The organism is Salipiger sp. PrR002 (genome assembly GCF_010500775.1).
Lineage (GTDB): Bacteria > Pseudomonadota > Alphaproteobacteria > Rhodobacterales > Rhodobacteraceae > Salipiger.
The window spans coordinates 48,269-73,853 of record NZ_JAAGOU010000020.1 but is presented as its reverse complement, the minus strand read 5'-3'; the positions used below and the strand labels follow the sequence as shown (position 1 = coordinate 73,853).

Annotated in this window: 28 protein-coding genes and 1 tRNA gene; 10 read left to right on the top strand and 19 right to left on the bottom strand. The window is 65.9% G+C overall.

All coding sequences use genetic code 11. From position 1 onward, the window contains the following. Window positions 1-293: 293 nt before the first annotated feature. The 6 genes from G0A00_RS18140 to G0A00_RS18115 all read right to left on the bottom strand — a co-directional run bounded on the left by G0A00_RS18140 (window position 294) and on the right by G0A00_RS18115 (window position 4,089). On the bottom strand, window positions 294-848 hold the full coding sequence (locus tag G0A00_RS18140) for a metallophosphoesterase (protein WP_164185260.1): 555 nt from the start codon (window positions 846-848) through the stop codon (window positions 294-296). A gap of 196 nt (window positions 849-1,044) precedes the next feature. After that, window positions 1,045-1,119 (bottom strand) — tRNA-Gln (locus tag G0A00_RS18135). 75 nt (window positions 1,120-1,194) lie between these two features. After that, window positions 1,195-2,307, bottom strand: a complete 1,113-nt coding sequence (locus G0A00_RS18130) for a GGDEF domain-containing protein (protein ID WP_235953349.1) — start codon at window positions 2,305-2,307, stop codon at window positions 1,195-1,197. Further along, entirely contained in the window at window positions 2,304-2,912 is a 609-nt protein-coding gene (locus G0A00_RS18125) for a heme NO-binding domain-containing protein (RefSeq protein WP_164185262.1), read from the bottom strand. The genes G0A00_RS18130 and G0A00_RS18125 overlap by 4 nt, the downstream gene beginning before the upstream one ends. Window positions 2,913-3,097: 185 nt before the next feature. Further along, window positions 3,098-3,811, bottom strand: coding sequence for an HAD family hydrolase (locus tag G0A00_RS18120; RefSeq protein ID WP_164185264.1), 714 nt, complete (start codon window positions 3,809-3,811; stop codon window positions 3,098-3,100). Next, a complete protein-coding gene (locus G0A00_RS18115; protein WP_066107822.1) occupies window positions 3,808-4,089 on the bottom strand; it encodes a DUF3572 domain-containing protein in 282 nt (93 codons plus the stop codon). The genes G0A00_RS18120 and G0A00_RS18115 overlap by 4 nt, the downstream gene beginning before the upstream one ends. Window positions 4,090-4,308: 219 nt before the next feature. Between G0A00_RS18115 and G0A00_RS18110 the strand changes: the two genes are divergently transcribed. Further along, entirely contained in the window at window positions 4,309-5,700 is a 1,392-nt protein-coding gene (locus tag G0A00_RS18110; RefSeq protein WP_164185272.1) for a diguanylate cyclase, read from the top strand. 42 nt (window positions 5,701-5,742) lie between these two features. Here the strand turns inward: G0A00_RS18110 and G0A00_RS18105 are convergent, their stop codons facing one another. The 5 genes from G0A00_RS18105 to hisD all read right to left on the bottom strand — a co-directional run bounded on the left by G0A00_RS18105 (window position 5,743) and on the right by hisD (window position 9,540). After that, on the bottom strand, window positions 5,743-6,279 hold the full coding sequence (locus G0A00_RS18105) for a periplasmic heavy metal sensor (protein ID WP_164185266.1): 537 nt from the start codon (window positions 6,277-6,279) through the stop codon (window positions 5,743-5,745). A 2-nt stretch (window positions 6,280-6,281) separates the two neighbouring features. After that, complete coding sequence (locus G0A00_RS18100) at window positions 6,282-6,653, bottom strand: hypothetical protein (protein WP_083191314.1); 372 nt, start codon at window positions 6,651-6,653, stop codon at window positions 6,282-6,284. Next, window positions 6,646-7,239 (bottom strand): RNA polymerase sigma factor, encoded by a 594-nt coding sequence (locus G0A00_RS18095; protein WP_164185446.1) that lies wholly within the window; start codon window positions 7,237-7,239, stop codon window positions 6,646-6,648. Before G0A00_RS18095 ends, G0A00_RS18100 begins: the two co-directional genes overlap by 8 nt. A 74-nt stretch (window positions 7,240-7,313) precedes the next feature. Beyond that, a complete protein-coding gene (locus G0A00_RS26565) occupies window positions 7,314-8,033 on the bottom strand; it encodes an EF-hand domain-containing protein (protein WP_235953376.1) in 720 nt (239 codons plus the stop codon). 220 nt (window positions 8,034-8,253) lie between these two features. Beyond that, window positions 8,254-9,540 (bottom strand): histidinol dehydrogenase, encoded by a 1,287-nt coding sequence (gene hisD / locus G0A00_RS18085; RefSeq protein ID WP_164185447.1) that lies wholly within the window; start codon window positions 9,538-9,540, stop codon window positions 8,254-8,256. A gap of 146 nt (window positions 9,541-9,686) precedes the next feature. On the opposite strand from hisD, the gene G0A00_RS18080 reads away from it, so the two are divergent. Continuing rightward, complete coding sequence (locus G0A00_RS18080; protein ID WP_164185449.1) at window positions 9,687-10,655, top strand: LysR family transcriptional regulator; 969 nt, start codon at window positions 9,687-9,689, stop codon at window positions 10,653-10,655. A gap of 214 nt (window positions 10,656-10,869) precedes the next feature. Here the strand turns inward: G0A00_RS18080 and G0A00_RS18075 are convergent, their stop codons facing one another. After that, window positions 10,870-11,634, bottom strand: coding sequence for an alpha/beta fold hydrolase (locus G0A00_RS18075; protein ID WP_164185450.1), 765 nt, complete (start codon window positions 11,632-11,634; stop codon window positions 10,870-10,872). Window positions 11,635-11,771: 137 nt separating this feature from the next. Between G0A00_RS18075 and G0A00_RS18070 the strand changes: the two genes are divergently transcribed. After that, complete coding sequence (locus G0A00_RS18070; RefSeq protein ID WP_164185452.1) at window positions 11,772-12,137, top strand: hypothetical protein; 366 nt, start codon at window positions 11,772-11,774, stop codon at window positions 12,135-12,137. Here the strand turns inward: G0A00_RS18070 and G0A00_RS18065 are convergent. The 3 genes from G0A00_RS18065 to G0A00_RS18055 form a co-directional block, all read right to left on the bottom strand. After that, a complete protein-coding gene (locus G0A00_RS18065; protein WP_164185454.1) occupies window positions 12,116-12,850 on the bottom strand; it encodes an NUDIX hydrolase in 735 nt (244 codons plus the stop codon). The two genes, G0A00_RS18070 and G0A00_RS18065, sit on opposite strands and share 22 nt — an antisense overlap. Window positions 12,851-12,903: 53 nt before the next feature. Then, window positions 12,904-13,305, bottom strand: coding sequence for a DUF983 domain-containing protein (locus G0A00_RS18060; RefSeq protein WP_224906167.1), 402 nt, complete (start codon window positions 13,303-13,305; stop codon window positions 12,904-12,906). A 293-nt stretch (window positions 13,306-13,598) separates the two neighbouring features. After that, entirely contained in the window at window positions 13,599-13,946 is a 348-nt protein-coding gene (locus G0A00_RS18055) for a hypothetical protein (RefSeq protein WP_235953378.1), read from the bottom strand. Between the two features lie 429 nt (window positions 13,947-14,375). Between G0A00_RS18055 and lepA the strand changes: the two genes are divergently transcribed. Together lepA and G0A00_RS18045 are read left to right on the top strand one after the other, a co-directional pair. Next, window positions 14,376-16,178: a translation elongation factor 4 gene (lepA, locus tag G0A00_RS18050; protein WP_164185457.1), complete on the top strand. Its 1,803-nt coding sequence runs from the start codon at window positions 14,376-14,378 to the stop codon at window positions 16,176-16,178. 127 nt (window positions 16,179-16,305) lie between these two features. Beyond that, a complete protein-coding gene (locus tag G0A00_RS18045) occupies window positions 16,306-17,004 on the top strand; it encodes a hypothetical protein (protein WP_164214220.1) in 699 nt (232 codons plus the stop codon). Window positions 17,005-17,086: 82 nt separating this feature from the next. On the opposite strand, the gene G0A00_RS18040 is transcribed toward G0A00_RS18045, so the two are convergent. Then, window positions 17,087-17,536 carry a DUF4168 domain-containing protein gene (locus G0A00_RS18040; protein ID WP_164184313.1) on the bottom strand — a complete coding sequence of 150 codons (450 nt, stop codon included), beginning with the start codon at window positions 17,534-17,536 and terminating at the stop codon, window positions 17,087-17,089. A gap of 448 nt (window positions 17,537-17,984) precedes the next feature. Here G0A00_RS18040 and G0A00_RS18035 point away from each other — a divergent pair, with 448 nt between their 5' ends. Then, a complete protein-coding gene (locus G0A00_RS18035; RefSeq protein ID WP_164184312.1) occupies window positions 17,985-18,653 on the top strand; it encodes a class I SAM-dependent methyltransferase in 669 nt (222 codons plus the stop codon). A 38-nt stretch (window positions 18,654-18,691) separates the two neighbouring features. On the opposite strand, the gene G0A00_RS18030 is transcribed toward G0A00_RS18035, so the two are convergent. The 3 genes from G0A00_RS18030 to G0A00_RS18020 all read right to left on the bottom strand — a co-directional run bounded on the left by G0A00_RS18030 (window position 18,692) and on the right by G0A00_RS18020 (window position 21,645). Then, complete coding sequence (locus G0A00_RS18030) at window positions 18,692-19,459, bottom strand: SDR family oxidoreductase (protein WP_164184311.1); 768 nt, start codon at window positions 19,457-19,459, stop codon at window positions 18,692-18,694. Beyond that, window positions 19,456-20,193, bottom strand: a complete 738-nt coding sequence (locus G0A00_RS18025; protein WP_164184310.1) for a GntR family transcriptional regulator — start codon at window positions 20,191-20,193, stop codon at window positions 19,456-19,458. Before G0A00_RS18025 ends, G0A00_RS18030 begins: the two co-directional genes overlap by 4 nt. Before the next feature lie 582 nt (window positions 20,194-20,775). Then, entirely contained in the window at window positions 20,776-21,645 is an 870-nt protein-coding gene (locus tag G0A00_RS18020) for a MurR/RpiR family transcriptional regulator (protein WP_164184309.1), read from the bottom strand. A 191-nt stretch (window positions 21,646-21,836) separates the two neighbouring features. Between G0A00_RS18020 and G0A00_RS18015 the strand changes: the two genes are divergently transcribed. Genes G0A00_RS18015 through G0A00_RS18000 form a run of 4 tightly spaced genes read left to right on the top strand, consistent with a single transcriptional unit; the run spans window position 21,837 to window position 25,577 of the window. Further along, complete coding sequence (locus G0A00_RS18015; RefSeq protein WP_164184321.1) at window positions 21,837-22,568, top strand: N-formylglutamate amidohydrolase; 732 nt, start codon at window positions 21,837-21,839, stop codon at window positions 22,566-22,568. After that, window positions 22,561-23,157: a TRAP transporter small permease subunit gene (locus G0A00_RS18010; protein ID WP_066107875.1), complete on the top strand. Its 597-nt coding sequence runs from the start codon at window positions 22,561-22,563 to the stop codon at window positions 23,155-23,157. The genes G0A00_RS18015 and G0A00_RS18010 overlap by 8 nt, the downstream gene beginning before the upstream one ends. Then, entirely contained in the window at window positions 23,157-24,482 is a 1,326-nt protein-coding gene (locus G0A00_RS18005; protein ID WP_164184308.1) for a TRAP transporter large permease subunit, read from the top strand. The genes G0A00_RS18010 and G0A00_RS18005 overlap by 1 nt, the downstream gene beginning before the upstream one ends. A 57-nt stretch (window positions 24,483-24,539) precedes the next feature. Next, window positions 24,540-25,577, top strand: a complete 1,038-nt coding sequence (locus tag G0A00_RS18000) for a TRAP transporter substrate-binding protein (protein WP_164184307.1) — start codon at window positions 24,540-24,542, stop codon at window positions 25,575-25,577. Window positions 25,578-25,585: the final 8 nt, after the last annotated feature.

Below are 25,585 nucleotides of genomic sequence, written 5' to 3'. Positions count from 1 at the left end.
CACTTCTTGCTCAGGAGACGCATATCCACCCTGTACGACAAAAAAGAACTGAATCTTTCAGAACATCACCAATGAGTATCTACTTGCACACCCAGATGGTCGACACTTCTATCTTCAGCTCCGCGTGGATGGAAAGGGTTCCAGATTACGCGTTTTACTTTCCATTCAGCACGATAGACACTTACAGTAGTTTCACAGCTCGCACCAGAGTACTCGGCTGCGAAAGAGCCGCCGATGTTTTGCACTAGAAGCATTGGGAAACGGTGCTTGGGCCGCTCTGCAAGATGCAATTGTTAGCCGAGCTCCTTTCCATGTTCGACATCCGACCAGTGCTTGTTGACGGGCATACGGGCTGCCCGCTTTGCCATTTCTTCAATCTGGATGGGTCGAAAACCCCACTGATCGACGCCCACGTTCACGCTGTTTCGCGATCCCGCCCATTGGTCATGGACATGGCCAAACAGCTGCAGGGCGCCTCTGCGTGCGCCGTTCCAAGTGATCATCGGATAGTGGCACAGGACGAGGCTATGTTCGCCGTCCTGGATCCCGGCCATGTACTCTGTGCTGGCCCAGGGGAGCGAGATTACTGCTTCGTCGTCGTGATTGCCGATGATCAGATGCTTGCGGCCGGGCAGGCTGTGAAACCAGCTCTCAAACTGCGCCGTATCGTCAGCGCGACCGAAGGCGAAATCTCCCAAGATCCACAGGTCATCATCATGCGCGACGCAGGCCTGGAAGTTGGCGATCAGGGCCGCGTTCATCTCCGCGGTTGAGGCGAAGGGGCGCTTACAGAAGTCGATGATGCGGTGGTGGCCGAAGTGCAGGTCGGCCGAATACCAGTTGGCCATACCTATGCCCTCCGTGTTCGTCACCGCTCAGTTTAGAGGCGAGATCACACCGGCGCAAATGCCTGTTAGTTCGGAAGGATTCTGGACGGTGAGACGTTCGGAATGTCAGCAGATGCCAGTCTTGCCCGGGCAAGATGCCAAGTAGAACCGGATAGGTTCCAATCTTCGGCGAACGTCACACACTTTCTGAGGGAATTGGCTGGGGCGGTAGGATTCGAACCTACGGTGCGCGGTACCAAAAACCGGTGCCTTACCACTTGGCTACGCCCCAACCGTGGCGCGGGATTTACGCCAGAGGTCGGAGGGGCGCAACCCCCTTCTGGAAAATTTCTTGGTCTTTTTTACTTCACCTAGCGGCAACCCCATCGCGACCCTCTGGCTTTGGCCCGTCGCGCCCGGGATCGCGCTCTGGCGCGCCCCTCAGCGCATTGCCGTGCCCGCGGGTGGCACCCTCCGGCGGGCGCCGAAAGAACGCGTGCTGTCCGCGGCCCGCGCGCTTGGCGGCGTAAAGCGCTGTGTCGGAATCCTCGAGCAGCGCGCCGGCGCTGCCATAGCGCGCAGCCTCCCCATTGGCAGCGATTCCGATGCTGGCCGAGATCTGCGCGCGATCTTCTCCCAAGGCCACCGGCGCCTCCAGACGACGGATCAGATGCTCGGCCAGATCCGACAGCCGCTCGGCGTCGGTGAGCCCAACGAAGATGATGATGAATTCATCGCCCCCCACTCGCGCCACCGTGTCGTCACGCCGCGTGAGCTCAAGCATGATCCGCGCCACCTGCTGCAGCACGCGGTCCCCTGCCCCATGGCCCAGCGTGTCATTGACCTGCTTGAAGAAATCGAGGTCCACATGCATCAGCGCGAATTCGGCATCCCGGCGCAGCAGTTCTGCCAGCGCGTGGGTCACCGCGCGGCGATTGCGCAAGCCGGTCAGAGGATCGGTGAAGGCGCGCTGCTCGGCAGCCAGCATCGCCCCTTGCAGACGCCGGTTGAGCGTGCGCGAGGCCTCCATCGCGGCGGATTTCGCCTCGACAAGATAGAGCATGTCTATGGCCAGATCGGTCGGGGCGAAGTCGCTGCTGGTCAGCGCGTGATCGCGCACCGCCTCGACCACGCCAATACCGAACGACAAGTTGAGCACCGCCCCGCCGCCCGTGTCCGGCAGCGCAAGGCCGCGCAGACTGCCACGGCGCTCTTCGGCGCGACCGGTGAAGCGAAGATGCAGCTTGCGTCCAGACGCCGCGTGAAGCTGGGTGATGTCGGTGATCCGGCGCGGACGGAAAATCTCGAGGATGCTGCTGAAGTGCTGGCCGCTGAAGTCTGCCCCCATCCGCTCTGTGCCCCCGCGCAGCACGCGGCGCAGGGTCGGACCCAGCGCGACGATCCGGCCGCTCGCATCCAGACGCAGGTGCATGGGACAGAGCGCATCGAGCGTGGTCTGTGGCAGGCTCAGCTCCATCATCGGCGGCGCCCTGCCCCATGCGCGCCCAGATCGAACCGGCGCCCCTCGGCAAAGGCGGTCTCGATCACCGTGATGTCGATGAGCTCACAGCTTCCGCTTCCGTCGCGCAGATCAAGCAAGGCGAGCGCGCCGTAATCATCCGCCATGGCGCGCAGCACACCAGCCATGACATGGGAAAACCCGGTGCTCGCGGGCGGCCTGCAGTGACAGATCAGCGTGAACTGCCGGGAGGCCACATCGCGCAATTCCAGCATCGGCAGATCAAGGTCAGGCACCGCGAGTCGCGCGCGCCCCGGCAGTTCCTCGAGCGAGTGCAGGAAGTCGATGAAATCCTCACCGCCGTAGCGCATCAACCGGCGCAGTCCCTCGTTGTTGGGATGGGTGATGAGATAGGTGCCGATGTCCTCGAGCATGACATTGCGCGATTTGCCGAGTTCGGCTTCGGCGGCCTGCAGAACGCGCCCGACAAGCTGCGCCTCATAGTCGAGCATCGCCTCGAAATCCGGCAGTTCGAGACGCGCGCGGGTCGCGATCTCTCGCCAGAGGTCGGGCCCATAAGTGTCCTGCAAAAAGCACTGGAGTGTGCGGGCGACCAGCCCGTGCATCCGCCCATCCTCCTGTCTTTGGGGTTTCCATTGCGATCCTTGACGGCGATCCTTGAGGGCGATCCTCGAGCGCGATTGTCGAACCCGTCTCAAAGCAGGCCTGCCACCAGACAGGCCCGCCAGAACTTTAGCGCAGAGAGATTAATGGAGCGGTAAACCGTCAGGGACTGGGCAGATGTCCCTGATCAGGCGACCTCAGACTTCAGCCACATGGGCAGATGGCCGATATCCGGCAGCACCACATCGGCGTGGGGAGAAAGATCGTCAGCCTCCGCAGGACCGGTGAGCACGGCAACGGTCATCATTCCCGCAGCCCGTCCGGCCTCGAGATCATGGGTGCTGTCACCGACCATGACCACCCGCGCAGGCTCCAGCCCAACAGCCGTGGCAAAAGCCAGCAGCGGCTCTGGCGAAGGTTTCGCGCCATGGCCGCTGTCAAAACCGGCGATGAAGTCAAAACTCTGCGCCACCCCTGCCCCGCGCAGTTGCGCCAGCGCCGAGGTCTCGCTGTCGTTGGTCATGACCCCAAGCCGCAGACCCTCGCGCGCCAGCCCTTCGAGCAGCGGCAGCAGCGGCACGGCCTCCGACAGCGGCGCGCGCGCCGCCTCGGCCGCGAGATAAGCCTCGATCTCGCCGACATCGGCACGCCCCAGCCCGCGGGCCAGACATTCGGCGGCCTCGCGATTGGTCCCGGCAATCACCGGGCTGTCCTTGAAGAAAGACTCGGTCTCGAGGTCAAAGCGCAACTCCCGCGCCATGGCGGAGATGAACGCGGCCTCGCCCCCGGCAAGCTGCCGCATCACCGTCAGCGCCCAAGCGTTCCAAGTGCGGGCAAAATCGAACAATGTGCCGTCCTTGTCGAACAGCACCCCGTCGGCGCGGCGGCGCAACGGGCTCATGTCCAATGCACTTCGCCGCCGCCGGGCATATGCTGGCGCGCCTGAAACGGCACATCATAGGCATGGCCGCTTTCGTCGCAGAACGCCCGCACCCATGCGTCGTCCATCAGCAGGAAATCCAGCACGGCGCCCTGAAAGCCCGGATCGGAGAGATTCGAGCGAAAGTCGTCGATCGAGGCCCCGGTCGCCCCGAGGAAGACCGGCAAGAGCTCGTCATTGGCGGCCAGCCATGCGGCGGCCTGCAAGCCGATCAGTTCTGCTTGGTCGCGGCCCAGCATCTTCGCGTCTCTCCCGGATTTCGAAAGGCTTTTTTAACCAGTTTTCATAAAGACTGAGCGCGCATTCGGATGCAAGCCCCGCCCGCGACGCGCAGGTGCGGGCGCTTCTTAGGGACCCAACGGGACGAATGGAACCATGCCCCGCGCTGGCTGGAGGAGGCCGCGGGCGGGCATTAGCGCGAAGGGCGCCGCGCCGCGGCAGGAGAACGATTGGACGAGATGACAGGACGGATCCTCATCGCCGAGGCGACCGCCGAGCAGCGCATCCTGCTGCGGGCCAAGCTGGCTTCAGCCTTCTATACGGTCACCACCGCCGAGAGCGGCGCCGAAGCGCTGCGGCTCGCCGCCGCGACCCCGCCCGATCTGGTGATCGCGGGCAGCATGCTGCCGGATATGTGCGGCACCAGCTTCTGCACCCGGCTCCGGGCGCTTGGCGGTCACCGCGATACGCCGCTTGTGCTGCGCTCCGACGAGGACCGCCCCGAAGAGCGGCTGGCGCTGCTCGCCGTCGGCGCGGACGATGTCATTGCCCGCAGCGATGGCGAGGTGCTGCTGGCCCGGTTGCGCAATTTGCTGAGCCACGCCCGCACGTGCGACGAAATGCGGATGCGCGACGACACCCAGCGCGCCTTGGGTCTGGCCGAAGCGCCGCAAGGGTTCAGCAGGCCGCCCAAGATCACGCTGCTTCCGCTCACAGCCGACCCGGCCCTCGATGCCACCGCGGCGCAGCTTCGTATCGCGCTCGACGCGCAACTGCGCACCGCCGAGCCGGCGCGGATCTTGGCGGCGCGCGCGCCCGCGTCAGAGGCGATCATTCTCATCGACACCGGCTGCGGCGCTGGCAGCGGGCTCGCGCTCTTGTCGCAGCTGCGCATGCAGCGGCGCGGGCACCCGCCCTGCATTGTCTATGTCACCGGACCCGGTCAGCCGGAGATCACCGCCAAGGCGCTCGACCTCGGGGCCGACGATGTGATGTCGGGCGGGCTCGATCCGTTGGAACTGGCCCTGCGCCTGCCGCGTCTGATCAGCCGGGCGCGGCGGGTCCAAAGCCACCGAAAGGCGCTGCGCAAAGGGCTGCGCGCCGCGGTCACCGATCCGCTCACCGGGCTCCACAATCGCCGCTATGCGCTGCCGCATCTGGCACGAATGCTGGAACAGGCGCAGCAGCAGGCCGAGCCGCTGGCGATCCTTCTTGCGGACCTCGACCATTTCAAATCGGTGAACGACCTCTGCGGGCACCCGGTGGGCGATCAGGTGCTCGCGGCCACGGCGCGAACCTTGGCGCGCGATCTGCGAAGCGCCGACCTCGTCGCGCGCTTCGGGGGCGAGGAATTCCTCATCGCGCTGCCGAACACCGATGCCGCGCAAGCGCTTGCCACCGCAGAGAAGCTGTGCAGGCGGGTCGCGACACAGCCGCTTTGCGCCCCGCAGGTCACCATCAGCATCGGTCTGGCCCTCAGCTTCGGACCGGACACCGCGGAGGATGCCCTAAAACGAGCGGACCAAGCGCTCTACCGTGCCAAACACGCCGGGCGCAATCAGGTGCATCTGGGCCGCCCCGCGCTCGCGCGCCCTACCCTGCAGGACGCGCCGCGCGCCCTGCGGCGCTGACGGGGCGTTTATGCCGGACAGAACCGCCCGTCCGGCGCGCGATCAGTCGCGCTTTTTCGGAGGCAGGCGTTTCGCCAACTCGTCGAGTTTCAACTCAAGCCGATTGGCATAGGCGGCGCGCTCGTCGGGCGACAGCCCCGAGACATAGTCCACCAGCACCTGCTGGCCCATCTTCTGGCGTTCCGCCGCCCGCGCATCCTGCTGGCTGAGCAGCTGCTCAAAGGCCGCCCGGTCAAAAGGCTCGGCGCGCAGCAGTTCCAGCGTGTCGCGATAGGCGCGGAACGGTGCCGGGCGCTGCTCGTCACCATGCTTGCGCTCGAAGGAGGCGAAAAGCTCGCGCCCCAATTCGCGGCGCTGCGAGTCAGAGAACGCAGACGTATAGGGCGCGATAAAGTCGCGGCCGCGCGGCGGCCCGTTGCGATCGGGTCCGCCGTGGCGCAGCACGCCGCCCGCGACGATCCCCACAACCGCGAGGTTCAGCGCCAGCGAGCCGAGCAGCAGCCAGCGCATCCAGCGCGGCGAGCGGCCAGTGCTGCCGCCAGCCTGCGAGCTCGCCGGTTTCGGTGTTTCAGATGCCATTCTCAAAGTCCCAACATCGCGTAGTCAAAGCCGCTCGACGGGTCGAGCGCCGAGAGTGTGCTGCTGGTGTCGTAAGAGATCAGCGTCGACATCGCATCGGGCGAGGCAACGCCGATCCACACACCTGCAGCGCAGGCCGCCGCGAGCCCGGCCATCGCGGGCCAGCCTCCGAAGGCGCGCAGCGCGGCGCGCCAGCCGCCGCCGCGAGAGGCAGCAGCACGGGGCACGTCAGCCGGGCGCGGAGCGGGCTGCTCGGCGAGCGCCAGCGCCTCCATACGCGCCATCCAGTCGCCCGAGGGCAGCGCGGCGTCGCGCCGTTCCGCCTCGAACAGGGGGCCGAGATCCCCTTCTTCTATCCTGCGCTCGTCAGTCATCGTCGTACCCCAGCTCTGCGCGCTTTCCGGCCAGCAGACCCTCGAGCGCCTTGCGGCCACGCGCGGTAAGGCTTTCCACCGCGCGCACGCCAATCTCCATGATCCCGGCGATCTCGGGGTTCGAAAGCCCCTCGAGATGCCGCAAGACCACCGCCTGCCGCTGCCGTTCCGGCAGCGCGTCCAGCGCTTCTTGCAGGGCGCCTTCGCGGGCGCGGCCCTGCAGCGCTGCCTCGGCCCCGGGGGCCGGATCGGCAGGCTCGGCGATCTCGTCCAGATCCACCGTTCCGCCGCGGCGACGACGAATCCGGTCGATGCAAAGATTGGACACGACCCGGTAGAGCCATGTCGAGACCTTCGCTTCGCCGTCGCGCCAGCCCGGCGCGGCGCGCCACAGCCGCAACAGGGCCTCCTGCGCCACATCTTCCGCCTCGGCCCGGTCGCCCAGCATCCGGACGGCATGGCCAAAGGCGCGCGGCGCAAGGCGCTGAACCAGCGCCCGTGCCGCGGTCTGATCACCGGCGGCATAGGCCGCCAGCAACGCCTCGTCGCTTGCTTCGCTCATGGCATCAAAGGGCATCCGGTCCATTCCTCTGCGCTAGCCCGAAGCGCCGGGCTGCGCAATGGCCGGGGGGCCGCAACACGCGGCCCGCCCGGTTCCGTTCAGTACTGCCAGAAGTCCTGCATGCCGCCGCCGCGCGGACCTTCGCCGCCATGCGGGCCGCTGCCGTCCTGCGGGCCGCGCTTGAAGCCCATGCCCTTCTGACCGCCGTGGCCGCCGGGGCCGCCATGGCCCTGCTCGCCGCGGAACTGGCCACCCTGACCGCCGTCATGGCGCATCATCCGGTCGTTGCCGCCGCGCGGACCTTCGCCGCCGGGGCCCTGACGCATCGGGCCAGCCTGTGCCAGTTCGTCCTGACTGACTTCGCCGTTCTCATCCGCATCGAAGCGGTCGAAGAAGCCCATCGGCCCCTGCGCCTGCATCTCTTCGAGCGTCAGTTTGCCATCTTCATCAGCGTCGAACCGCTCGAGCATGCGCTGCTCCATGCGCGCCTTGCGCATCTCCAGCTGCTGCGCTTCGCGCGCCGCCTTGCGGGCATCGGCAAAGGCGATCAACTCGTCGCCTTCCAATTCACCGTTGCCATCGGCATCCGCCACCGCATAGGCGTCGGCAAAACCTGCCGCCGGGCCATTGGCCGCGAATTCGTCGCGGCTGATGCTGCCGTTGCCATCGGTGTCGAAGGTCTCGAACATCTGCGTCATGGGCGCCGGGCGATCGCCACGGGGGCCCATCGGCTTGGCGTCGGTTGCAGCAAAGGCAAGGCTCGCCGTGCCCAGAACCACAAGGGCGGCACCGGTCATCAGTTTGTTCATGCGTGTCATCGCTGCGATCTCCTCATTCATCGCTACTTTCGCCGGAGGCCTCAGTGCCTGCCGATCACAAGCTTTTACGCAGCGCCGGAAAGGTCCCGTCGCTGCGAGAGAAGAAATTTTCGCGGGTTTATGCGGGCCGGGCAAAGGGATGCCATAAATACACTATTTATCAGCATCTTGGAGGCACATCACAGGGCCGTGACTGGCGCCATCTATCTGCGCCGCCCCCTCATCCGACCGCGCGCAGCGGTGCCGGCGCGAGCCGCGCCTCGGCGCTGCGGGCATGGCCTTCCATCCCTTCGGCGCGGGAAATTCCGGCGCTGGCGCGGGCGAGATCGGGCAGCGCCTGCGGGTCCGCTTCCTGCCATGTCACGCATTTGAGGAACTTATGCACCGACAGCCCGCCTGTGTGCCGCGCCGCGCGGCCCGTGGGCAGCACATGGTTTGGCCCTGCCGCCTTGTCGCCGAAGGCAACCGTGGTCTGAGCGCCCAGAAACAGCGAGCCATAGGCGCGCAGCCGCGCGCGCCACCACGGCAGGTCGCGGGCCTGCACATGCAGATGCTCGGGCGCATAGTGATCCGACAGCGCCGCCAGTTCCTCACGGCCCGGCACCAGCATCACCTCGCCAAGCTGCGCCCAGGCCTCGCGCGCGGCGCTCCGGTTGGGGTCGGGCAGCGTCTGCGCAAGGCGCGGCAGGCGCTCGATCACCGCTTCGGCCAGCGGGCGGTGATCGGTGGCCAGCCAGACCGGCGAATTGCCCCCATGCTCGGCCTGCCCCAAAAGATCGAGCGCGACCAGATCCGGATCGGCGGAGGAATCGGCAAGGATCATCACGTCGGTGGGCCCGGCGACCATGTCGATGCCCACCGGCCCGAACAGCTGCCGCTTGGCCTCTGCGACGAACTGATTGCCCGGCCCCGCAAGGATATCCGCCTCTGGCTGGCCGAAGAGGCCAAAGGCCATCGCGGCGATGCCCTGCACCCCGCCAAGCGTCAGCACCTCGTCCACCCCCGCCACATGCAACGCATGAAGGATCGCCGGATGGATGCCCTCCGGTCCCGGCGGCGAGCAGGCGATGACCGTCTCGACCCCGGCGGCCCGCGCGGTGGTCACCGTCATCAGCGCCGAGGCGATATGCGCATAGCGCCCGCCCGGCACGTAGCATCCGGCACAGCCCACCGGGATCAGCCTTTGCCCGGCGCGCAGGCCGGGGCGCAGTTCGACCTCGAACTCCTGAACCGAGGCACGCTGCGCCTGCGCAAAAGCGCGGATGTTGGCATGGGCGTAGGCGATATCTTCCAGCAGCGAGACCGGCAGCGCCCGCTGCGCCTCGGCCAGCCGCGCGGCGGGAACGAGGATCTCACCCTGCCAGCCGTCCAGCCGCGCGGCGTAGTCGCGCGCCGCCTCGGCACCTTCGCTGCGCAGCCGCGCCAGCATGATCTGTACGATGTCGGCGGTATCGGCGGCAGAGCGCGGCGGCAGGCCGGGAGCGGATTTGAGATAGGTTACGGACATGGGAGGAATCACTGGCCTGTCGCTTGGGAGTTTCGGATTTTGTAAATCTGTGCGAGGGTCGACCCGAGCCCGGGCCGCGCCCGGACCAAGCCATGGCGCAGTCGGGCACCGGCACAGCGGCGCCACAGCGAATGAGGGACGAGCCGATGCTGATGAAGGGGATCACCCTGCGCGGGCTGGAGGTGTTCGAGGCGCTGGCCGCCAGCGGCTCGGTGGCGCAGGCCGCCGAACGCACCGGGCTCAGCCAGCCTGCAGTGAGCCAGCAGTTGCGCAATCTCGAAACCGCGCTTGGTGCCGATCTTGTCGATCACGGACGCAGGCCGATGCAGCTGACCCCGGCGGGACGCTCGTTCCTGATGCGCACGCAGGCGGTGTTGGGCCAGCTGCGGCTGGCGCAGAACGAGCTGACGGTGATGGATCTGACCCATCTGTCGCAGCTCAACCTCGGCGTCATCGACGATTTCGACAATGATCTGACGCCGCAGTTGGTCACCATTCTGGCCGAGAATATGACCCGCTGCCGCTTCAAGCTGGTGACCGCGCCAAGCCATGAGATCATGCAGGCGATGACCGATCGCCACCTGCATATCGCCATCGCTGCCAGTCCCGGCACGGCGGCGCAGGGGGTGATCGAATACCCGCTGGTGCGCGATCCCTTCGTGCTGGTGGCGCCGCGCGGCAAGGCGCGCGAGGCGGGCGGCACCGAGGCGCTGATGTCGGCGCTGCCGCTGCTGCGCTACGACCGCGACCAGTTGATCGGACGGCAGATCGAAACGCATCTGTCGCGGCTCAAGCTCGACTTCCCCGAGCGGTTCGAGATCGGCGCCCATCTGTCGCTGATGACGCTGGTGGCACGCGGCGTCGGCTGGGGCATCACCACGCCGCTCGGCTTCATGCGCGCGGCGCGGGTGCACGACCGGATCGAGGCGCATCCGCTGCCCATCAAGCCCTTCTCGCGCACCATTTCGCTTTTCGCCGCCGCCGATTGGGCCGACCGTGTGCCGCGCGACGTGGCGCGCACCATGCGCCAGTTGGTCTCGGATCTGGTGATCAGCCCCGCGCTGCGCCAACTGCCCTGGCTCGACGGCAGGCTGCACCTGCTCGAAAGCGACTGAGGGCTGCGCGCGCATAGGGGCTTTCCTTTCCGAACATAAGGCTTTCGGAAACTACAAGCCGCCCCGCCCTCCCCTGAGCAAGGGAAAGACAGGGATTTTTCGGAACGGGAATGCCTAGATTTGGGAAATCCGAATTCCCGACCCGCAGCGCCCGCAAATCGGGCAGCGAGCCGCGCCTCGGGCGATCAGATCACAGGCGGCTCTCAGACGATTTTCAGGCGGTCAGATCGAGGAAAGCCCGCACCGCCGCTTCGAACTCGCGCGGTTTCTCGGCGTGCAGCCAATGACCGCAGCCCGGCAGCTTTGCGAATTTCGCGTTCGGAAACAGCTCTTTGATCCGCGGCCTGTGCTCGGCCTGCACGTAGTCCGAGTTCGCCCCCGACAAGAACAGCGCCGGCCCGTCGAACTGACCGTCGATCTGCGGAAACCCGATGATCTTCGGCATTTCCGCGTCCAGCACGTCGAGGTTCAGCTTCCAGCGCTTGTTCTGCAGGTCGAGCGACTGGGTGAAGAAGCTGCGCAGCGTCGGATCGGAGATATGCGCCGCCAGTTGGTCGTTCGCCTCGGACCGCTTCTCGACCTGCGTCAGGTCCACGGCGCGCATGGCCTCGATATTTCCTGACTGGCTGTGCGTATAGGTCACCGGCGCGATGTCGGCGAGAATGGCCCGGTTCACCAGATCCGGGCGGGTCAGCGCCAGCACCATGACCGCCTTGCCGCCCATGGAATGGCCCAGCACGTCGGCCTTGCCGCCAAGGCTCTCGATCACCTCGGCGATGTCAGCGGCCATGTCGGGATAACTGTGGCTCTCGCTGCGCGGGCTGTCGCCGTGGTTGCGCTGGTCCACCGCGATCACCTCCCGCCGGTCCGACAGCCGCTTGGCGATCACGCCCCAGTTGCGGGCGGAGCCAAAGAGCCCGTGGACGATGACGAGCGGCGGAAGGTCGGTGGCAGAGCCGTGGCGGATCATGTTCAGCATGCGCCCTGTCTAAGCCGCGGGCGCGGGTGGGAAAAGGCCAAAAGCGTTGGGTCCGCGCCGCCAAATCTCTTCGAAGAGATTTGCAACTTCCTTCGAAGGACGTTGCGCGGGCCCGGCAAATCTCCGACTGTGCGCCTATGGATCAGGACCTTCAAATCGGCGCACGTCTGATGCCGCTCTTCGAAAGCCGCCTCGGGCTCGGCAAGGGCAGTTTCGAGAAGCGCGCAAGCCGCGCCGCGCATCGCCTGCCGCGGTGGGCACGGCGTGATCTGGCGCAGCTGCGCGCGGCGCAGGGCATGACCGGCCACCCCAAGCTCGCCAAACAGATCGATATGCAGGCGCTGCGCCGGGCCGAAACCCGCGTCGCCGCCCACCTTGAAGGCATCGACGCTAAGGCCCGCCGCCGCTACTGGCAGCTGGGCGTTCTGGGCGGGCTGATATTCAACCTCGCCCTGCTCGCGGCGCTGCTTTTTGCGGGATATTACCTTCTGATACGCAGCTGACGGCGCGGACGGTCGCTTTCGGGCTGATCCGGCGCGCGACCCCGTAGGCGCAGGAAGAGGCTTTCCTCGTCATCATTGCGGAAGAACGGCACCGAGCGCGGCGGCTTGCGATCTTCGACGCGGGCGGCAACCTCGGCCAGCACCACCTCGGTGATGAACGGCAGATCGAAGCGGCGCACCTCGTCGAGCGGCACCCATTGCAGGTGCGACAGCTCATCAGAAGCGGCAGAGAAATCATCGGGATCGCTGCACAGCGCCTCGGCCTCGACAAGGAAGAAGCGCGCGTCGAAACGCCGGGGGCGGCCCGGCGGGGTGATGGCGCGGAACACGAATTGCAGCGCCGAGGCGTCGGGGCGGTGGCCGGTCTCGGCAAACCCTTCCCAGCCCTCCGGCGCAACCGGCCATTTGCCCGGCCAGCCAAGGATCTGCCCGGTCTCTTCCCAAAGCTCGCGGATCGCCGCCGCCGCCAGCGCATTGGCACGGCCCGCGGGCGCATCCTCGGCCAGCCGCGCAGCGCAGAGCGCGGGCAGCGGACCGGCCAGTTTCACCTCGGCGTCGACCTCGTCCACCGCGCCGCCGGGAAACACGAACTTGTTGGGCATGAAGGCCGCCGCCGCGCCGCGCTGGCCCATCAGGATGCTGGGGCGGCTGTCCCGGTCGCGCAGCACGATCACCGTGGATGCGTCGCGGATCGCTGTCTTGTCGCTGCTCATGCCTCTGCCCTGCCTTCCTGCGGTCTTATCGGCGGGGACGTCGTTGCGCGGGCTCAGGGCTCGCGCGCAAAACCATGCATCTCGCGCGCCCATTGGAAGCCCACGATCGCCCCCTTCAGTCGCGGCAGAAGGTAGAGGGAAAGCCCGATGCAGCCAATAAGGAAGATCGTGATCAGGATCAGCGGCTCGGGCCGCCACGTGGTGAACACCCAAAGCAGCGCCGGCGCCATGATGTGGCCGACGATGAGGATCGTCAGATAGGCCGGGCCGTCGTCGGCGCGATGGTGATGCAGGTCCTCGCGGCACACGGGGCAATGATCGCGCACCTTGAGATAGGAGCGCAGAATCGGCCCGTTGCCGCAGCTCGGACAGCGCCGACGAAAGCCGCGCCAGACGGCGGGCCATGTCTCACGCTCGGCGCTCGCGGTGGCGGAGCCGGCGGGTTTGGCCGGCATGCCGGTCTCCGGCGGCAGATGGGACATAGGAGGCACCTCGGTTTGCATCGCACAAAGGTGGCGCATGGGCCCTCACGTTTAAAGAGGACAGAGGCGCGCAGCGGCGTGTTGTCGCAAATGTCGGGCCGCAGATGCAGCTTTCCAAGGGTTTTGCCGGGTGGGCCGGGTGGCGCGGTCGCGTAGAATGCGAAGCGTTCAGGGGCGTCAGCGTTTAGCGCCGCGCCCTGAGGTCAGAGGTCACAATGCATTGGACGTTGAGCCCGTTCAGCCCCAGCCACCGCGCCTACGGGCGATCAAATCCCGCGGCACAGGCTTTCGGCGCGATTGACGAAGGCCGAATAGCGCTTCCAGAAATCGCGGTCCGAGCTGCGGTCGGACTGGCGCACTTCCTGCGCGCGATGGGGATCGCGGTAGAAACCGACGGCCTTGCGCTGATCACCGGAACTGAGTTCGGTATCCGCCGCTGCCTGCACGCACCCGCAGAGCGCCCGACTGCGCGCCTTGCGATCGGAATTCATGCACGCCTTGCTGACCGGTCCGGTCGCAAAGCGCGTCACGTCATAGTCGCGCGAGCCGCCGCCGCAGCCCGCCACGAACGCGAGAATCGTCACCAGATAAATTGGCTTCATCCGCCTGCCCATTCGCTGCCCTTGCCTGTGCCTCCGGGGCTTTGCGCCCTCCTCATCGAGGCTTTGCACCAGAATGCCCCATGTGCACGGGTTTTTCAATTCACCGATTCGTTGCTGGACGCAGCGATCATTGGCCCTAATGCGATTGTCCTGCCGCTGTTTTGGGGGGGCGCTGCCCCCTCTTGGCCTGCGGCCAATTCACCCCCGGCGTATTTACCAAAGAGAAGAAGGGGCTAGCCTTGCGCCATGGGGGTTTGCGCCCATGCAGAGCGTGTGGGAGCGGGTGCCGATGTGCTGCGCGAGCAATGCTGAAACGGCGGGCGATCGCGTGCCGAGACGACCGGGCCGGCAGCGCGTCGCCACCACGAGGGGCGTGACGCCGCGCAGGCCCGCGCGCGCGGGCTTGACCGGGCGCGAAAACCCTTACATATCGACCCAATCATGACCGATCTCGCGCATATCCGTAACTTCTCCATCGTTGCCCACATCGACCACGGGAAATCCACCCTGGCCGACCGGCTGATTCAGCTCACCGGCACCGTCGCCGAACGCGACATGCAGGAGCAAATGCTCGACTCGATGGATATCGAGCGCGAGCGGGGCATCACCATCAAGGCCAACACCGTCCGCATCGAATATCCGGCGCAGGACGGAGAGACCTATGTGCTGAACCTCATCGACACGCCCGGCCACGTCGACTTCGCCTATGAAGTCGCGCGCTCGATGCATGCGGTCGAAGGCTCGCTGCTGGTGGTCGACGCCACGCAGGGGGTCGAGGCGCAGACGCTGGCCAATGTCTACACCGCCATCGACGCCGACCACGAGATCGTGCCGGTGCTCAACAAGGTCGACCTGCCCGCCGCCGAACCCGACCGGGTGAAAGAGCAGATCGAGGATGTGATCGGCATCGACGCCTCCAACGCCTGCCTGATCTCGGCCAAGACCGGCGTCGGCATCCCCGACGTGCTGGAAGCCATCGTGCAGCGCCTGCCCGCCCCCAAGGAAGGCGACCGCAACAAGCCGCTGAAGGCGATGCTGGTGGATTCCAAATACGACCAGTATCTCGGCGTGATCTGTATCGTGCGGATCATCGACGGCGTGCTGAAGAAGGGCGACCGCATCCGCATGATGAAGACCGGCGGCACCTATGATGTCGACGATGTCGGCGTCTACCGCCCCAAGATGACCAACGTGCAGGAACTCGGCCCGGGCGAGATCGGCTATCTAAACGCCTCGATCAAGCAGGTCCGCGACACCCGCGTCGGCGACACGATCACCCATGAGAAGAAGCAATGCGCCAACCCGCTGCCGGGCTTCAAACCCTCGGTGCCGGTGGTGTTCTGCGGACTCTTCCCGGTGGATGCGAATGACTTCGAGGACATGCGCGACGCCATCGAGAAGCTGGCGCTGAACGACGCGTCCTTCACCTTCGAGATGGAAACCTCGGCGGCGCTCGGCTTTGGCTTCCGCTGCGGCTTCCTCGGGCTGCTGCACCTTGAGGTCATCCGCGACCGTCTCGAGCGCGAGTATGGCATCGAGCTGATCACCACCGCGCCGTCGGTGATCTACCACCTCTACACCAAGGACGGCGAGCGCCGCGACCTGCACAACCCCGCCGACATGCCCGACATGTCGACCGTGGATCACATCGAAGAGCCGCGCATCAAGGCCACCATCATGGTGCCCGATGAGTATCTCGGCGACGTGCTGAAGCTGTGCCAAGAGCGCCGCGGCCTGCAGATGGACCTGACCTATGTGGGTGGGCGCGCGATGACGGTCTATGACCTGCCGCTCAACGAGGTGGTCTTCGACTTCTACGACCGCCTGAAATCGGTGACCAAGGGCTATGCCTCCTTCGATTACGACATGATCGGCTATCGCGAGGACAACCTCGTGAAGATGTCGATCCTGGTGAACGACGAGCCGGTCGACGCGCTGGCGATGATGGTGCACCGCGAGCGCGCGGAGATGCGCGGCCGTGCCATGTGCGAGAAGCTCAAAGAGCTGATCCCGCGCCACATGTTCAAGATCCCGATCCAGGCAGCGATCGGCGGCAAGGTGATCGCGCGCGAGACCCTGTCGGCGATGCGCAAGGACGTGACCGCCAAATGCTACGGCGGCGACGCCACCCGGAAGAAGAAACTGCTCGAGAAGCAGAAGGCCGGTAAGAAGAAGATGCGGCAGTTCGGCAAGGTCGAGATCCCGCAGGAGGCCTTCATCTCCGCACTCAAGATGGACAGCTGACCCGGGGCAAACCCGGTTTGGTTTGGAACGGCAGGCCGGGGCGAATGCGCCCCGGCCTTTCACGTTGGGCCCCGCGCGGGGCCGCGCTACATCCCCTCTTCACCGCCATCTGCATGGAAGCTTTCCGATGCCCGCACCGAAGATCCTGAGACCCTGCATGGGCGCCACCGTGGCGCTGCTGGTCTCCACCGCCTCCCTGTCCGCCGCGATCTGCGACTACCGGCCCAGCCGGCTGGTCGGCGACGCCGTGGGCGATGCTGCGCGCGCCGCGACCGATGCGGCCCGGCAGGTGACCGGCACGGCAGGCGAAGGCGGCTTTTACACGCTGGTCAATGCCACCAGCGGGCTCACGCTGCTGGGCGGCAAGCTGGCCGCCTCGGGCGGCGCGGCGGGGCTGCTGGAGGGTGGCGGCGCGGCCGCAGCCGCGGCGGCGGCCAACCCGGCGATCTGGGTTCCGGCGCTGATCCTCGGCGCGGGCGGCGCGGGCTATGAGGCCACCTGCGCCTATTTCGTCGACGAGCGCATCACCGATTACGACACGGTGCTGATGATCATGCGCGATTTTGAGGCCCATGCCGACCCGCGCTTCTTCCGTCTCGAAGAAGACACGCTGACGCCCTTCATCGAGGTGCAGGACGAGACCGGCACACGCGCCGCCTATAAGATCGAGGATCTCTACATCGTCGACGGCATGCTCAAGCACCGCAACTGGGGGCCGAACCGCAAGATCGGCCGGGTGGTCTTTGTGCCTGATGATGCGCCCAGCGAAACGCTGCCCGAGGCGCAGATCGAAACGCAAACCGAAGAGGCCGCGCCGCTAGAGTGAGGCGCAGCCAAATGCGCCTTCCCCCGCACGAAAAGAGCCGCCCCCGAAGGGACGGCTCGCAATGACCGGTATGTGAGGGGGGTCACTCAGTCATTGTCTCGGGGCTGGCGGGCGTGCGCTCCTGCAGCATCGCCATGATGCGCTCGTTGAGCTGCGGGTCGGCCTGCGCCGCCTGACCGATCTCGTTGTAGGTGTTGACGTCCATGCCGTCGGTCTCGTTCACCGCGTCGGCCATCTCGGCCTGCGCTTCCTCGACCAGCTTCTGCTTCCCTTCGGGCTCTTCCACGCCCTCGATCTGCATCATGTAGTCCTGCTGCACCGCCTGCACCTGCGTGGCGGCATCGACAAAGGCGGTCAGCTGCTCGTCGCTGAAATCAGCCGCCGGTGCCGGGGTCTCGACCGGAGCCTGGCTTTGCGCCGGGGCTTCTGCGGGGGCTTCGGGCGTGGCGGTCTGCGCCATCACCGGAGCCATGGGGGCCGCAACCAGCGCTGCGATGACAGTGGACTTGAGCAGGGTCGACTTGAGTTTCATAGAAGTCTCCTTCCGTTTGCCTGTCGACGCGGGGGTATCCCGCGGCGTTGAGGCTGAGCTAGGCGTCAAACCCGGTCGTTTCAAAGCCCGCCGCGCCAAAACCCGATGATGCGGCAAGGACTTGCCGTCAGGCCGCCATGGCGGCGGCGGCGCTCTGCCCGTCAAATCGCGCTTGCGGAACATCGCCGTTCGAACAGCGAAGAACGGGCGGTGAGACGCCCAGTGGATCACAGCCGCTTGAGGCACCCTTTCATGCGGAGCGTGGACACCCAAAGAGGCGACATTCGCGCTGAAACGCGCATCCCGCGCCGCCAGCGAGGCGGGCCGCCGCACCCGATCGCGGGCACGCCTCTGCCAAATCGCGGTCCTGTGCCTCGCGCCCCGGCTAACGCCATGTTATGCCCTGACTGTCCCGCGTGTTTCGGGACGGTGATGCAGGGAGGGCATCTTGGATCCACGCGCCGCCACAACCGTCTACGCCCGCTGGGCCCCGATCTACGATCAGACGTTCGGAGCCATCACGCAGGCCGCGCGCCGCGCCGCCTGCCGCCGGGTCGAAGGGCCCGAGGGCACCACGGTTCTTGAAGTCGGGGTCGGCACCGGTCTCTCGCTGCCGCTGCTGCCGCGCCACATGAAGGTGACTGGCGTCGATTACAGCGCCGAGATGCTGGCGCAGGCCAAGCGCCGCGTCGCCCGGATGCAGCTTCCGCATATCGCCGCCCTGCAGCGTATGGATGCGCGCGAGCTTGAGTTCGCCGACGGCAGTTTCGACCGGGTGGTGGCCATGCATATGATCTCGGTGGTGCCCGAACCCCAGCGCGTCATGCGCGAGATGGTGCGGGTGCTCAAACCCGGCGGTCAGCTCATCATGTCGAACCATTTCGCCCGCAAACAGGGGCCGCTGGCGCATCTGTCCCGCCGCACGGCGAAATTCGCCGACCGCATCGGCTGGCACTCGGATTTCGACATTTCGGTGGTGCTGGACACGCCGGGGCTTCGGCTGGTCGAGCGGCGGGCACTGCCGCCGGTGGGAATGATGACCCTGCTGGTGCTCGAACGCACCGAAGAGGCGATTGCCCCCTGCCCGGCCAATACGGCAGCCCAGCCCCAGGGGTAAACCGGGGCTGAACTTTCGGAGCTGAACCGCAGCCCGCGTTACGCGAGCATCTGGCAATCGCCGCAGATCGACACCGCCTGCCCCGAGATGGTGCGCCCGCGCGGGCTGGCGAGGAACAGGATCTGGTCGGCGATCTGCTGCGGCTCCACGTATTCCTTGAGCGAGGTATAGGAAAACGCCGCCGCCTCGACCTCGTCGAAGCTTTTGCCAAGCCGCTGCGCCTTGGACTCCAGAACCCGGCGCTGGCGGTCACCGGCGACGATGCCCGGCAGGATCGCATTGGCCCGGATGCCGCTGCCGCCAAGTTCGATCGACAGCGACTTGGTAAAGCCGATCACCCCCCATTTCGCCGCCGCATAGGGCGTGCGCAGCGCAAAGCCGACGCGCCCGGCCATGGACGACAGGTTGATGATCGAGGCATTGCCGCTTTCGCGCAGCGCCGGCACCGCGTGCCGCACGCAGTGGAACTGCGAACTGAGACAGACCGTCAGGCAGCGCTCCCATTCCGCCGGATCGATCTCCTCTACCGGCCCCGTCGGTCCGGCGATCCCGGCGTTGTTGACCAGCACGTCGAGACCGCCAAGCTCGGCGATGGCCGCCTGCATGAAGCTCTCGATCTGCGCCGGATCCGAGACGTCGCAGCGCTGGCGCCAGACCTCCTCCGGCAGCGCGGCAAGCGCCGCCTCGTCGATGTCGCAGGTGGCCACACGCGCGCCTTCGGCCAGAAACCCCTCGACGATGGCCCGCCCGATGCCCTGCGCGCCCGCGGTCACGATGACCCGCGCGCCTTCAAGTTCCAAATTCACGGTAACAACCTCCTCCTGCTGTCTTCCAATTCCTCCTCCGCGCGCGCCCGGATCAGTTCCGAGGCCACGCGGATGTCTTCGGTCACCGCCAGCGCCGCCGCCTCAGCGTCGCGCGCCTCCAGCGCCTCGCACAGTTGCCGGTGGTGGCTGCGCGAATGGTGCGTGCGCGAGCGCGTCATCTCCTCTTCGAGCGGCAGGCTGTTCACCCCGATGTCGTAGTTGATGATCGGCCCGGCCTTGAGCCAGAGCATGCGGATCACATCCATAAGCACCGGCGATCCCGCCGCGCGATACAGCGCGAAATGCAGGTCCTTGTTGGCCGCCACCGGCTCGGCGGTGCCATAGGCGCTGTCGAGCAGTTCCTCGAACCGCGCCGCCAGCGCCAGAATCTCTTCGATCTGCTCGGGCGTGGCGCGCTCTGCCGCGAGCCGCGCCGCCTGCCCTTCGGTGAGCATGCGCATCTCGGTCAGATCCTCGAACTCCGCGGCACTGATCAGCGGCACCTGCACCGCGCGCTTCGGCTCGACCAGCAGCGCGCCACTGGCGGCCAGCCGACTCACCGCCTCACGCACCGGCATCATCGACACGTCCAGCCGCTCGGCCAGATCGCGCAGCGAAATGCGATCGCGCGGCTTGAGTTGGCCCGAAAGCAGCATTTCGCACAGCGTTTCATGCACCTGATCGGCCAAGGTGCGCGGCCGTTGCTGCGGCGGATTCTCTGAAATTTGCCCCATGTCCCCTAACTCCCCGTTGACTCTTACCAAGCCCTTCTGCAACTGTGATCTCAGATCACACCAGAACGGACAAGACCGCAACTGTAGATCGCGTGGCAAGGGAGGAAAGACTGCCGCACGAACTCGGGTCACCAGAATCTGGTGTGATCTCTTCAAAGACGCGCGGGGGAGGACATCGCCGCGCCCTTACGCAGACTTGAGGCACATCCAGATTTGGCCGGACGCCGCAAGGTGACCATCACTTGCGCCGCGATCGGGACGGAGGCTTTGGCCTTCCCACACGGCCCGCATGGCACACCCCAAGGGAGCCTGTTTCTCCCAGCCTGCCCCCGTCGCCCCTCACAGCGCCGGGGGCTTCTTTTGTCTGGGGTAAGAGCCGGGCGAGCGGCGGGCGAGCGCCTGCCCGGAACAAGGCCGAAGGCCGCCGGGCCAGCGCCGGCCCGTCCCCACGGGCTGGCGCTTTGCCACCTTGCACGGCGCTCGGAAGTCACGCGGATTTGGCAGGGATAAAGCGCAGACCTCAAGCGTTGCGGCGCCAACCCACGGACCAGCACCGGCCCGGCTATCGTTGCGCCCTCCCCCTCACGGCTTCCTGAACAGCCGCGTCAGCTCGAACAACTCGTCCAGCCGCTCGAACCGCTCGCGCGCATCGGGCCAGCGCTCTTCCTGCGCCGCGGCGACCAGCGCCTCGACCAGCGACAGCGTGGAGATGTTCGAATCCCACGCCGAGGGGATCTCGACCCAGCAATTGAACGCGTGATCGGCGACGCTGGAGATCGGGCTCGCCCATTGATCGGTGATCAGGATCACCTGCATGCCGCGCGCCCGCGCGATTTCGGCGAGCCGCAACAGGTTCTCTTCATAGCGGCGGATGTCGAAGATCAGCAGCGTGTCGCCTTCGGTCATGTCCAGCACATAGTGCGGCCATGTGGCGGAAGAGGAGGTCAGATGCGTCACCCGCGCGCGGATCGCCTGAAAGTGGGTGAAGGCATATTCCGCCAGCGACCGGGTGATCCGCCCGCCAACCACGTAGAGCCGCCCGTCGGTCGAGGCCAGCCGCTTGGCCGCCGCATCGAACTGGGCGGCATCGATATTGGCGAAGGTCTGGCGCAGGTTCTGCGTCACCGCCTCGGCAAACCGGTTGAGCAGATGCGACTCGGGCGCCTCCGAGGCCCAGACCGCGCGGCGCGCCTCGGGGCCCGAGACCTTGGCCTGCAGTTCCGACAACAGCGCCGCATGGAAGGCCGGATAGCCCTTGAAGCCCAGCTTCTGCACCATCCGCGCCACCGTCGGCGTCGAGACCCCGGCGTTGGAGGCCGCAGCGGTGATCGAGGCGATTCCCGCGCCGGGATAATCGTCGAGCAAGGCCTGCGCGAACTTGCGCTCCGAGTTGGTCAGATGCGCGTAATGCTCACGAATGAGCTGGCGCACGGTGCCTGTCGGGCTGGTCAACGGCGGCTCCTCTTCGTCTGAGGTCCAAAATTTGAGCAGATATTCAGGGCCCTTCGCGCCCCCCCGGTGTTGCGGGAACCCGCTCTGAAAAAATATTGACGCATTACGAGCCTCGTGGAAAGGTTTTTCCAAACACGAGGGGGACAGCCGTGCAGCAAGAGGACGCGACCGCATTCGAGGTGCGCAGGGCCATGGGAAAAGGCCCGGCCCTGTTCCTGTGCGAACACGCCTCCAACGCCATTCCCGCACGCTACGACGGGCTCGGCCTTTCCGAGGCCGACCGGCTGAGCCACGCCGCATGGGATCCGGGCGCGCTGGCGCTTGCCGAGCGGATGGCCGAGGCGCTGGATGCGCCGCTGGTGGCAGGCGCGGTCTCGCGGCTGGTCTATGATCTCAACCGCCCGCCCGAGGCGCCCTCGGCGATGCCCGAAAAGACCGAGACCGTCGAGGTGCCCGGCAACCGCTCGCTTGATGAGGCCACCCGCGCGCAGCGCGCACGCGACATCTACGACCCGTTCTGCGCCGCCGTGACCGGCGCCGTGGTCACCCGCAAGACGCTGGGCACGCCCTTTGCCCTTGTCACCGTGCACAGCTTCACACCCACATGGTTCGGCATCCAGCGCGAGGTCGAGATCGGCATCCTGCACGACGAAGACAGCCGCCTCGCCGATTACATGCTCGAAGAAGCGACCCGCCTGCCCGGTCGCCGCATCGCCCGAAACGATCCCTATGGCCCCGAGGACGGGGTGACCCATTCGCTGAAACTGCACGGCATGGGAAATGATTTGCCGAACGTGATGATCGAGGTCCGCAACGACCTTCTTGCCGATGAGACCGGCATCGAGACCATCGCCGGCGAACTGCTGACCCTGCTGCGCCCAGCGCTGGCGGGACTAGGACTTACGGAGACGAACAATGCCTGAGGCCATGGTCTCTTATGTCCGCATCATCGACCGGATGAACCGCCTCATCGGGCGGTTCGCCATGTATCTGATCTTTGTACTGATCGGCGTGCTGCTCTGGTCGTCGGTGTCGAAGACCTTCTTCACCCCCACGCTTTGGACGCTGGAGACCGCGCAGTTCATCATGGTCGCCTATTACGTGCTGGGCGGGCCCTATTCGATCCAGATGGGCTCGAACGTGCGGATGGACTTTTTCTATGGCGACTGGTCGCCGCGCCGCAAAGCGATGGTCGATGTGATCACCATCTGGTTCCTGCTGTTCTACCTCGGCGTGCTGCTCTGGGGGGCGATCAGCTCCACCGCCTACAGCTTTGGCTATTTCGGCACCGAGCCGTTCAAGTTCTTCGGCCAGCTGATCTGGGCCTTCGTCACCGGCGGGCCGGACGCGGCGGGTGAGCTCATGGGCTATCTCGAGCGCAGCCCGAGCGCGTGGCGCCCCTACGTCTGGCCGGTGAAAGTCATCCTGTGCTTCGGGGTCACGCTGATGATCCTGCAATGCGTCGCCGAGTTCTTCCGCGACATCGCCCGCATCCGCGGAGAGGAAATCTGATGTCGCAAGACCTGATCGCTATTGTCATGTTCTCGGGCATGCTCGGCCTTCTGCTGACCGGCCAGCGCGTGTTCGGCGCCATCGGCTTTGTTGCCGTGCTGGCTGCGCTGTTCCTCTGGGGGGATCGTGGCGGCTTTGATCTGGGCTTTGCCGCCTCGATCAAGCTGATGAAATGGTATCCGCTGCTGACGCTGCCGATGTTCATCTTCATGGGCTATGTGCTGTCGGAATCGAAGATCGCCGATGACCTCTACAAGATGTTCCACGTCTGGATGGGCGGGCTGCCCGGCGGTCTGGCGGTGGGCACCATCGGGCTGATGGTGCTGATCTCGGCGATGAACGGCCTTTCCGTGGCGGGCATGGCCATCGGTGCCACCATCGCCCTGCCCGAGCTGCTGAAACGCGGCTACGACAAGCGCATGGTCACCGGGGTGATCCAAGCCGGGTCAAGTCTGGGCATCCTCGTGCCGCCCTCTGTGGTGCTGGTGCTCTACGCAATGATCGCGCGCCAGCCGGTGGGGCAACTGTGGCTGGCCGGGATCATTCCGGGGCTGGTGATGGCCGCGGGCTTCGTCATCTACATCATCATCCGCTGCCGCCTGAACCCCGCGCTCGGCCCGGTGCTGCCCAAGGCAGACCGCGATATCCCCATGTCGGAAAAGCTGCGCCTGCTAAGCGCGGGCCTGCTGCCGCTGATCATCTTCGCGGTGATGATGGTGCCCTTCGTCAACGGCTGGACCTCGCTTGTGGAAAGCTCGGCCATCGGTGCCATCGCCGCCTTCCTCGCCGCGGTGATCAAGGGCCGGATGACCCGCGAGGTCTTCGAGACCTCGGTGCGGCAGACGCTCGGCGTGTCGTGCATGTTCATGTGGATCATCCTTGCCGCCCTCGCCTTTGGTGCGGTGTTCGACGGGCTGGGCGCGGTCAAGGCGATCGAGACGCTGTTCACCGAAAAGCTGGGCCTCTCGCCGTGGATGATCCTCATCCTGATGCAGCTGAGCTTCATCGTCATGGGCACCTTCCTCGACGATACGGCGATGCTGGTGATCGTGGCCCCGCTCTATGTGCCGCTGGTGGGGGCGCTCGGTTTCGATCTGGTGTGGTACGGTGTGCTTTACACGATCACCTGCCAGATCGCCTATATGACACCGCCCTTCGGCTATAACCTCTTCCTGATGCGCGCCATGGCCCCGCCCGAGATCGGCCTGCGCGACATCTATACTTCGATCATCCCCTTCGTCGGTGTGATGACCGTGGTGCTTGCCATCATCATGATCTTCCCCGAGCTCGCCCTTTGGCTGCCGGACCTGGTTTACGACAAGTAAAAAAGAGACCCCCGCAAAGAGGGGCGCATACTTCAACCATCCAACAGGAGAGACAAGATGACCCTGACACGACGCAAGATCCTCAGCGGGGCCGCCCTCGCCGCTCCGGCGGCGCTGGCAGCGCCCTCCATCGGCCGCGCACAGGAACCGATCAAATGGCGCTTCCAGACCTACGCGGGCGCCGCCCTCGGCGAGCAAGTGACCAAGCCGATCATCGACTACATCAACACCGCCGCACAGGGCGAACTGGAGATCGAGCTTTACTACGCCGACCAGATCGTGCCCACCGGCGAGCTGTTTCAGGCGCTGCAGCGTGGCACCATCGACGCCGTGCACTCGGATGACGACTCCATGGCCTCGCCGACCCCGATGCGCGTCTTCGGCGGCTACTTCCCCTTTGCCACCAAGCACATCCTCGACGTGCCGGTGCTTTTCGAGCAGTACGGCCTCGCCGACATCTGGCGCTCGGAGTATGAAAAGGTCGGCGTCACGTGGCTCTCGGCCGCCGGTCAGGACCCGTGCAACTTCAACACCAAGAAAGAGATCACCAGCCTTGCCGATCTCGACGGGCTGAAGCTCTACACCTTCCCCACCGCTGGCCGCTTCCTGAGCCAGTTCGGCGTGGTGCCGGTGAACATTCCCTATGAGGATGCCGAAGTTGCCGTGCAGACCGGCGAGCTTGACGGCATGGCGTGGTCGGGCATCACCGAAGACTACACCGTGGGCTGGGCGGAAGTGACCGACTACTTCCTCACCAACAACATCTCGGGCGCGTGGATCGGTTCGATCTTCGTCAACCAGCAGCGTTGGGCCGACCTGCCCGAGCACCTCAAGACGCTGGTGATGTCCGCGATCAAGGCCGCCGACACCTACCGCAACCAATGGTACTGGGGCGGCGAAGCCAAGCTGCGCGCCACCGGCGACAAGCTGCAGCTGCGCTCGGTGCCGCCGGAGGAATGGGCCGAGGTCGAGAACGCCGCCAAGGAGTTCTGGAAAGAGATCGCGCAGGAAGGCGAAGTGCACGCCAAGGTCGTGTCGATCTTTGAAGAGTACAACGGCGTGATCAACCAAGCGGGTCCGCCCTACACCTTCTGATCCACTTC

Excerpts from the sequence above, each read along its gene's own strand:
- G0A00_RS18140 (WP_164185260.1), bottom strand. The coding sequence starts at position 848 with ATGGCCAACTGGTATTCGGCCGACCTGCACTTCGGCCACCACCGCATC.
- G0A00_RS18130 (WP_235953349.1), bottom strand. The coding sequence starts at position 2,307 with ATGATGGAGCTGAGCCTGCCACAGACCACGCTCGATGCGCTCTGTCCC.
- G0A00_RS18125 (WP_164185262.1), bottom strand. The coding sequence starts at position 2,912 with ATGCACGGGCTGGTCGCCCGCACACTCCAGTGCTTTTTGCAGGACACT.
- G0A00_RS18120 (WP_164185264.1), bottom strand. The coding sequence starts at position 3,811 with ATGAGCCCGTTGCGCCGCCGCGCCGACGGGGTGCTGTTCGACAAGGAC.
- G0A00_RS18115 (WP_066107822.1), bottom strand. The coding sequence starts at position 4,089 with ATGCTGGGCCGCGACCAAGCAGAACTGATCGGCTTGCAGGCCGCCGCA.
- G0A00_RS18110 (WP_164185272.1), top strand. The coding sequence starts at position 4,309 with ATGACAGGACGGATCCTCATCGCCGAGGCGACCGCCGAGCAGCGCATC.
- G0A00_RS18105 (WP_164185266.1), bottom strand. The coding sequence starts at position 6,279 with ATGGCATCTGAAACACCGAAACCGGCGAGCTCGCAGGCTGGCGGCAGC.
- G0A00_RS18100 (WP_083191314.1), bottom strand. The coding sequence starts at position 6,653 with ATGACTGACGAGCGCAGGATAGAAGAAGGGGATCTCGGCCCCCTGTTC.
- G0A00_RS18095 (WP_164185446.1), bottom strand. The coding sequence starts at position 7,239 with ATGGACCGGATGCCCTTTGATGCCATGAGCGAAGCAAGCGACGAGGCG.
- G0A00_RS26565 (WP_235953376.1), bottom strand. The coding sequence starts at position 8,033 with ATGACACGCATGAACAAACTGATGACCGGTGCCGCCCTTGTGGTTCTG.
- hisD (WP_164185447.1), bottom strand. The coding sequence starts at position 9,540 with ATGTCCGTAACCTATCTCAAATCCGCTCCCGGCCTGCCGCCGCGCTCT.
- G0A00_RS18080 (WP_164185449.1), top strand. The coding sequence starts at position 9,687 with ATGCTGATGAAGGGGATCACCCTGCGCGGGCTGGAGGTGTTCGAGGCG.
- G0A00_RS18075 (WP_164185450.1), bottom strand. The coding sequence starts at position 11,634 with ATGCTGAACATGATCCGCCACGGCTCTGCCACCGACCTTCCGCCGCTC.
- G0A00_RS18070 (WP_164185452.1), top strand. The coding sequence starts at position 11,772 with ATGGATCAGGACCTTCAAATCGGCGCACGTCTGATGCCGCTCTTCGAA.
- G0A00_RS18065 (WP_164185454.1), bottom strand. The coding sequence starts at position 12,850 with ATGAGCAGCGACAAGACAGCGATCCGCGACGCATCCACGGTGATCGTG.
- G0A00_RS18060 (WP_224906167.1), bottom strand. The coding sequence starts at position 13,305 with ATGCCGGCCAAACCCGCCGGCTCCGCCACCGCGAGCGCCGAGCGTGAG.
- G0A00_RS18055 (WP_235953378.1), bottom strand. The coding sequence starts at position 13,946 with ATGGGCAGGCGGATGAAGCCAATTTATCTGGTGACGATTCTCGCGTTC.
- lepA (WP_164185457.1), top strand. The coding sequence starts at position 14,376 with ATGACCGATCTCGCGCATATCCGTAACTTCTCCATCGTTGCCCACATC.
- G0A00_RS18045 (WP_164214220.1), top strand. The coding sequence starts at position 16,306 with ATGCCCGCACCGAAGATCCTGAGACCCTGCATGGGCGCCACCGTGGCG.
- G0A00_RS18040 (WP_164184313.1), bottom strand. The coding sequence starts at position 17,536 with ATGAAACTCAAGTCGACCCTGCTCAAGTCCACTGTCATCGCAGCGCTG.
- G0A00_RS18025 (WP_164184310.1), bottom strand. The coding sequence starts at position 20,193 with ATGGGGCAAATTTCAGAGAATCCGCCGCAGCAACGGCCGCGCACCTTG.
- G0A00_RS18015 (WP_164184321.1), top strand. The coding sequence starts at position 21,837 with ATGGGAAAAGGCCCGGCCCTGTTCCTGTGCGAACACGCCTCCAACGCC.
- G0A00_RS18010 (WP_066107875.1), top strand. The coding sequence starts at position 22,561 with ATGCCTGAGGCCATGGTCTCTTATGTCCGCATCATCGACCGGATGAAC.
- G0A00_RS18005 (WP_164184308.1), top strand. The coding sequence starts at position 23,157 with ATGTCGCAAGACCTGATCGCTATTGTCATGTTCTCGGGCATGCTCGGC.
- G0A00_RS18000 (WP_164184307.1), top strand. The coding sequence starts at position 24,540 with ATGACCCTGACACGACGCAAGATCCTCAGCGGGGCCGCCCTCGCCGCT.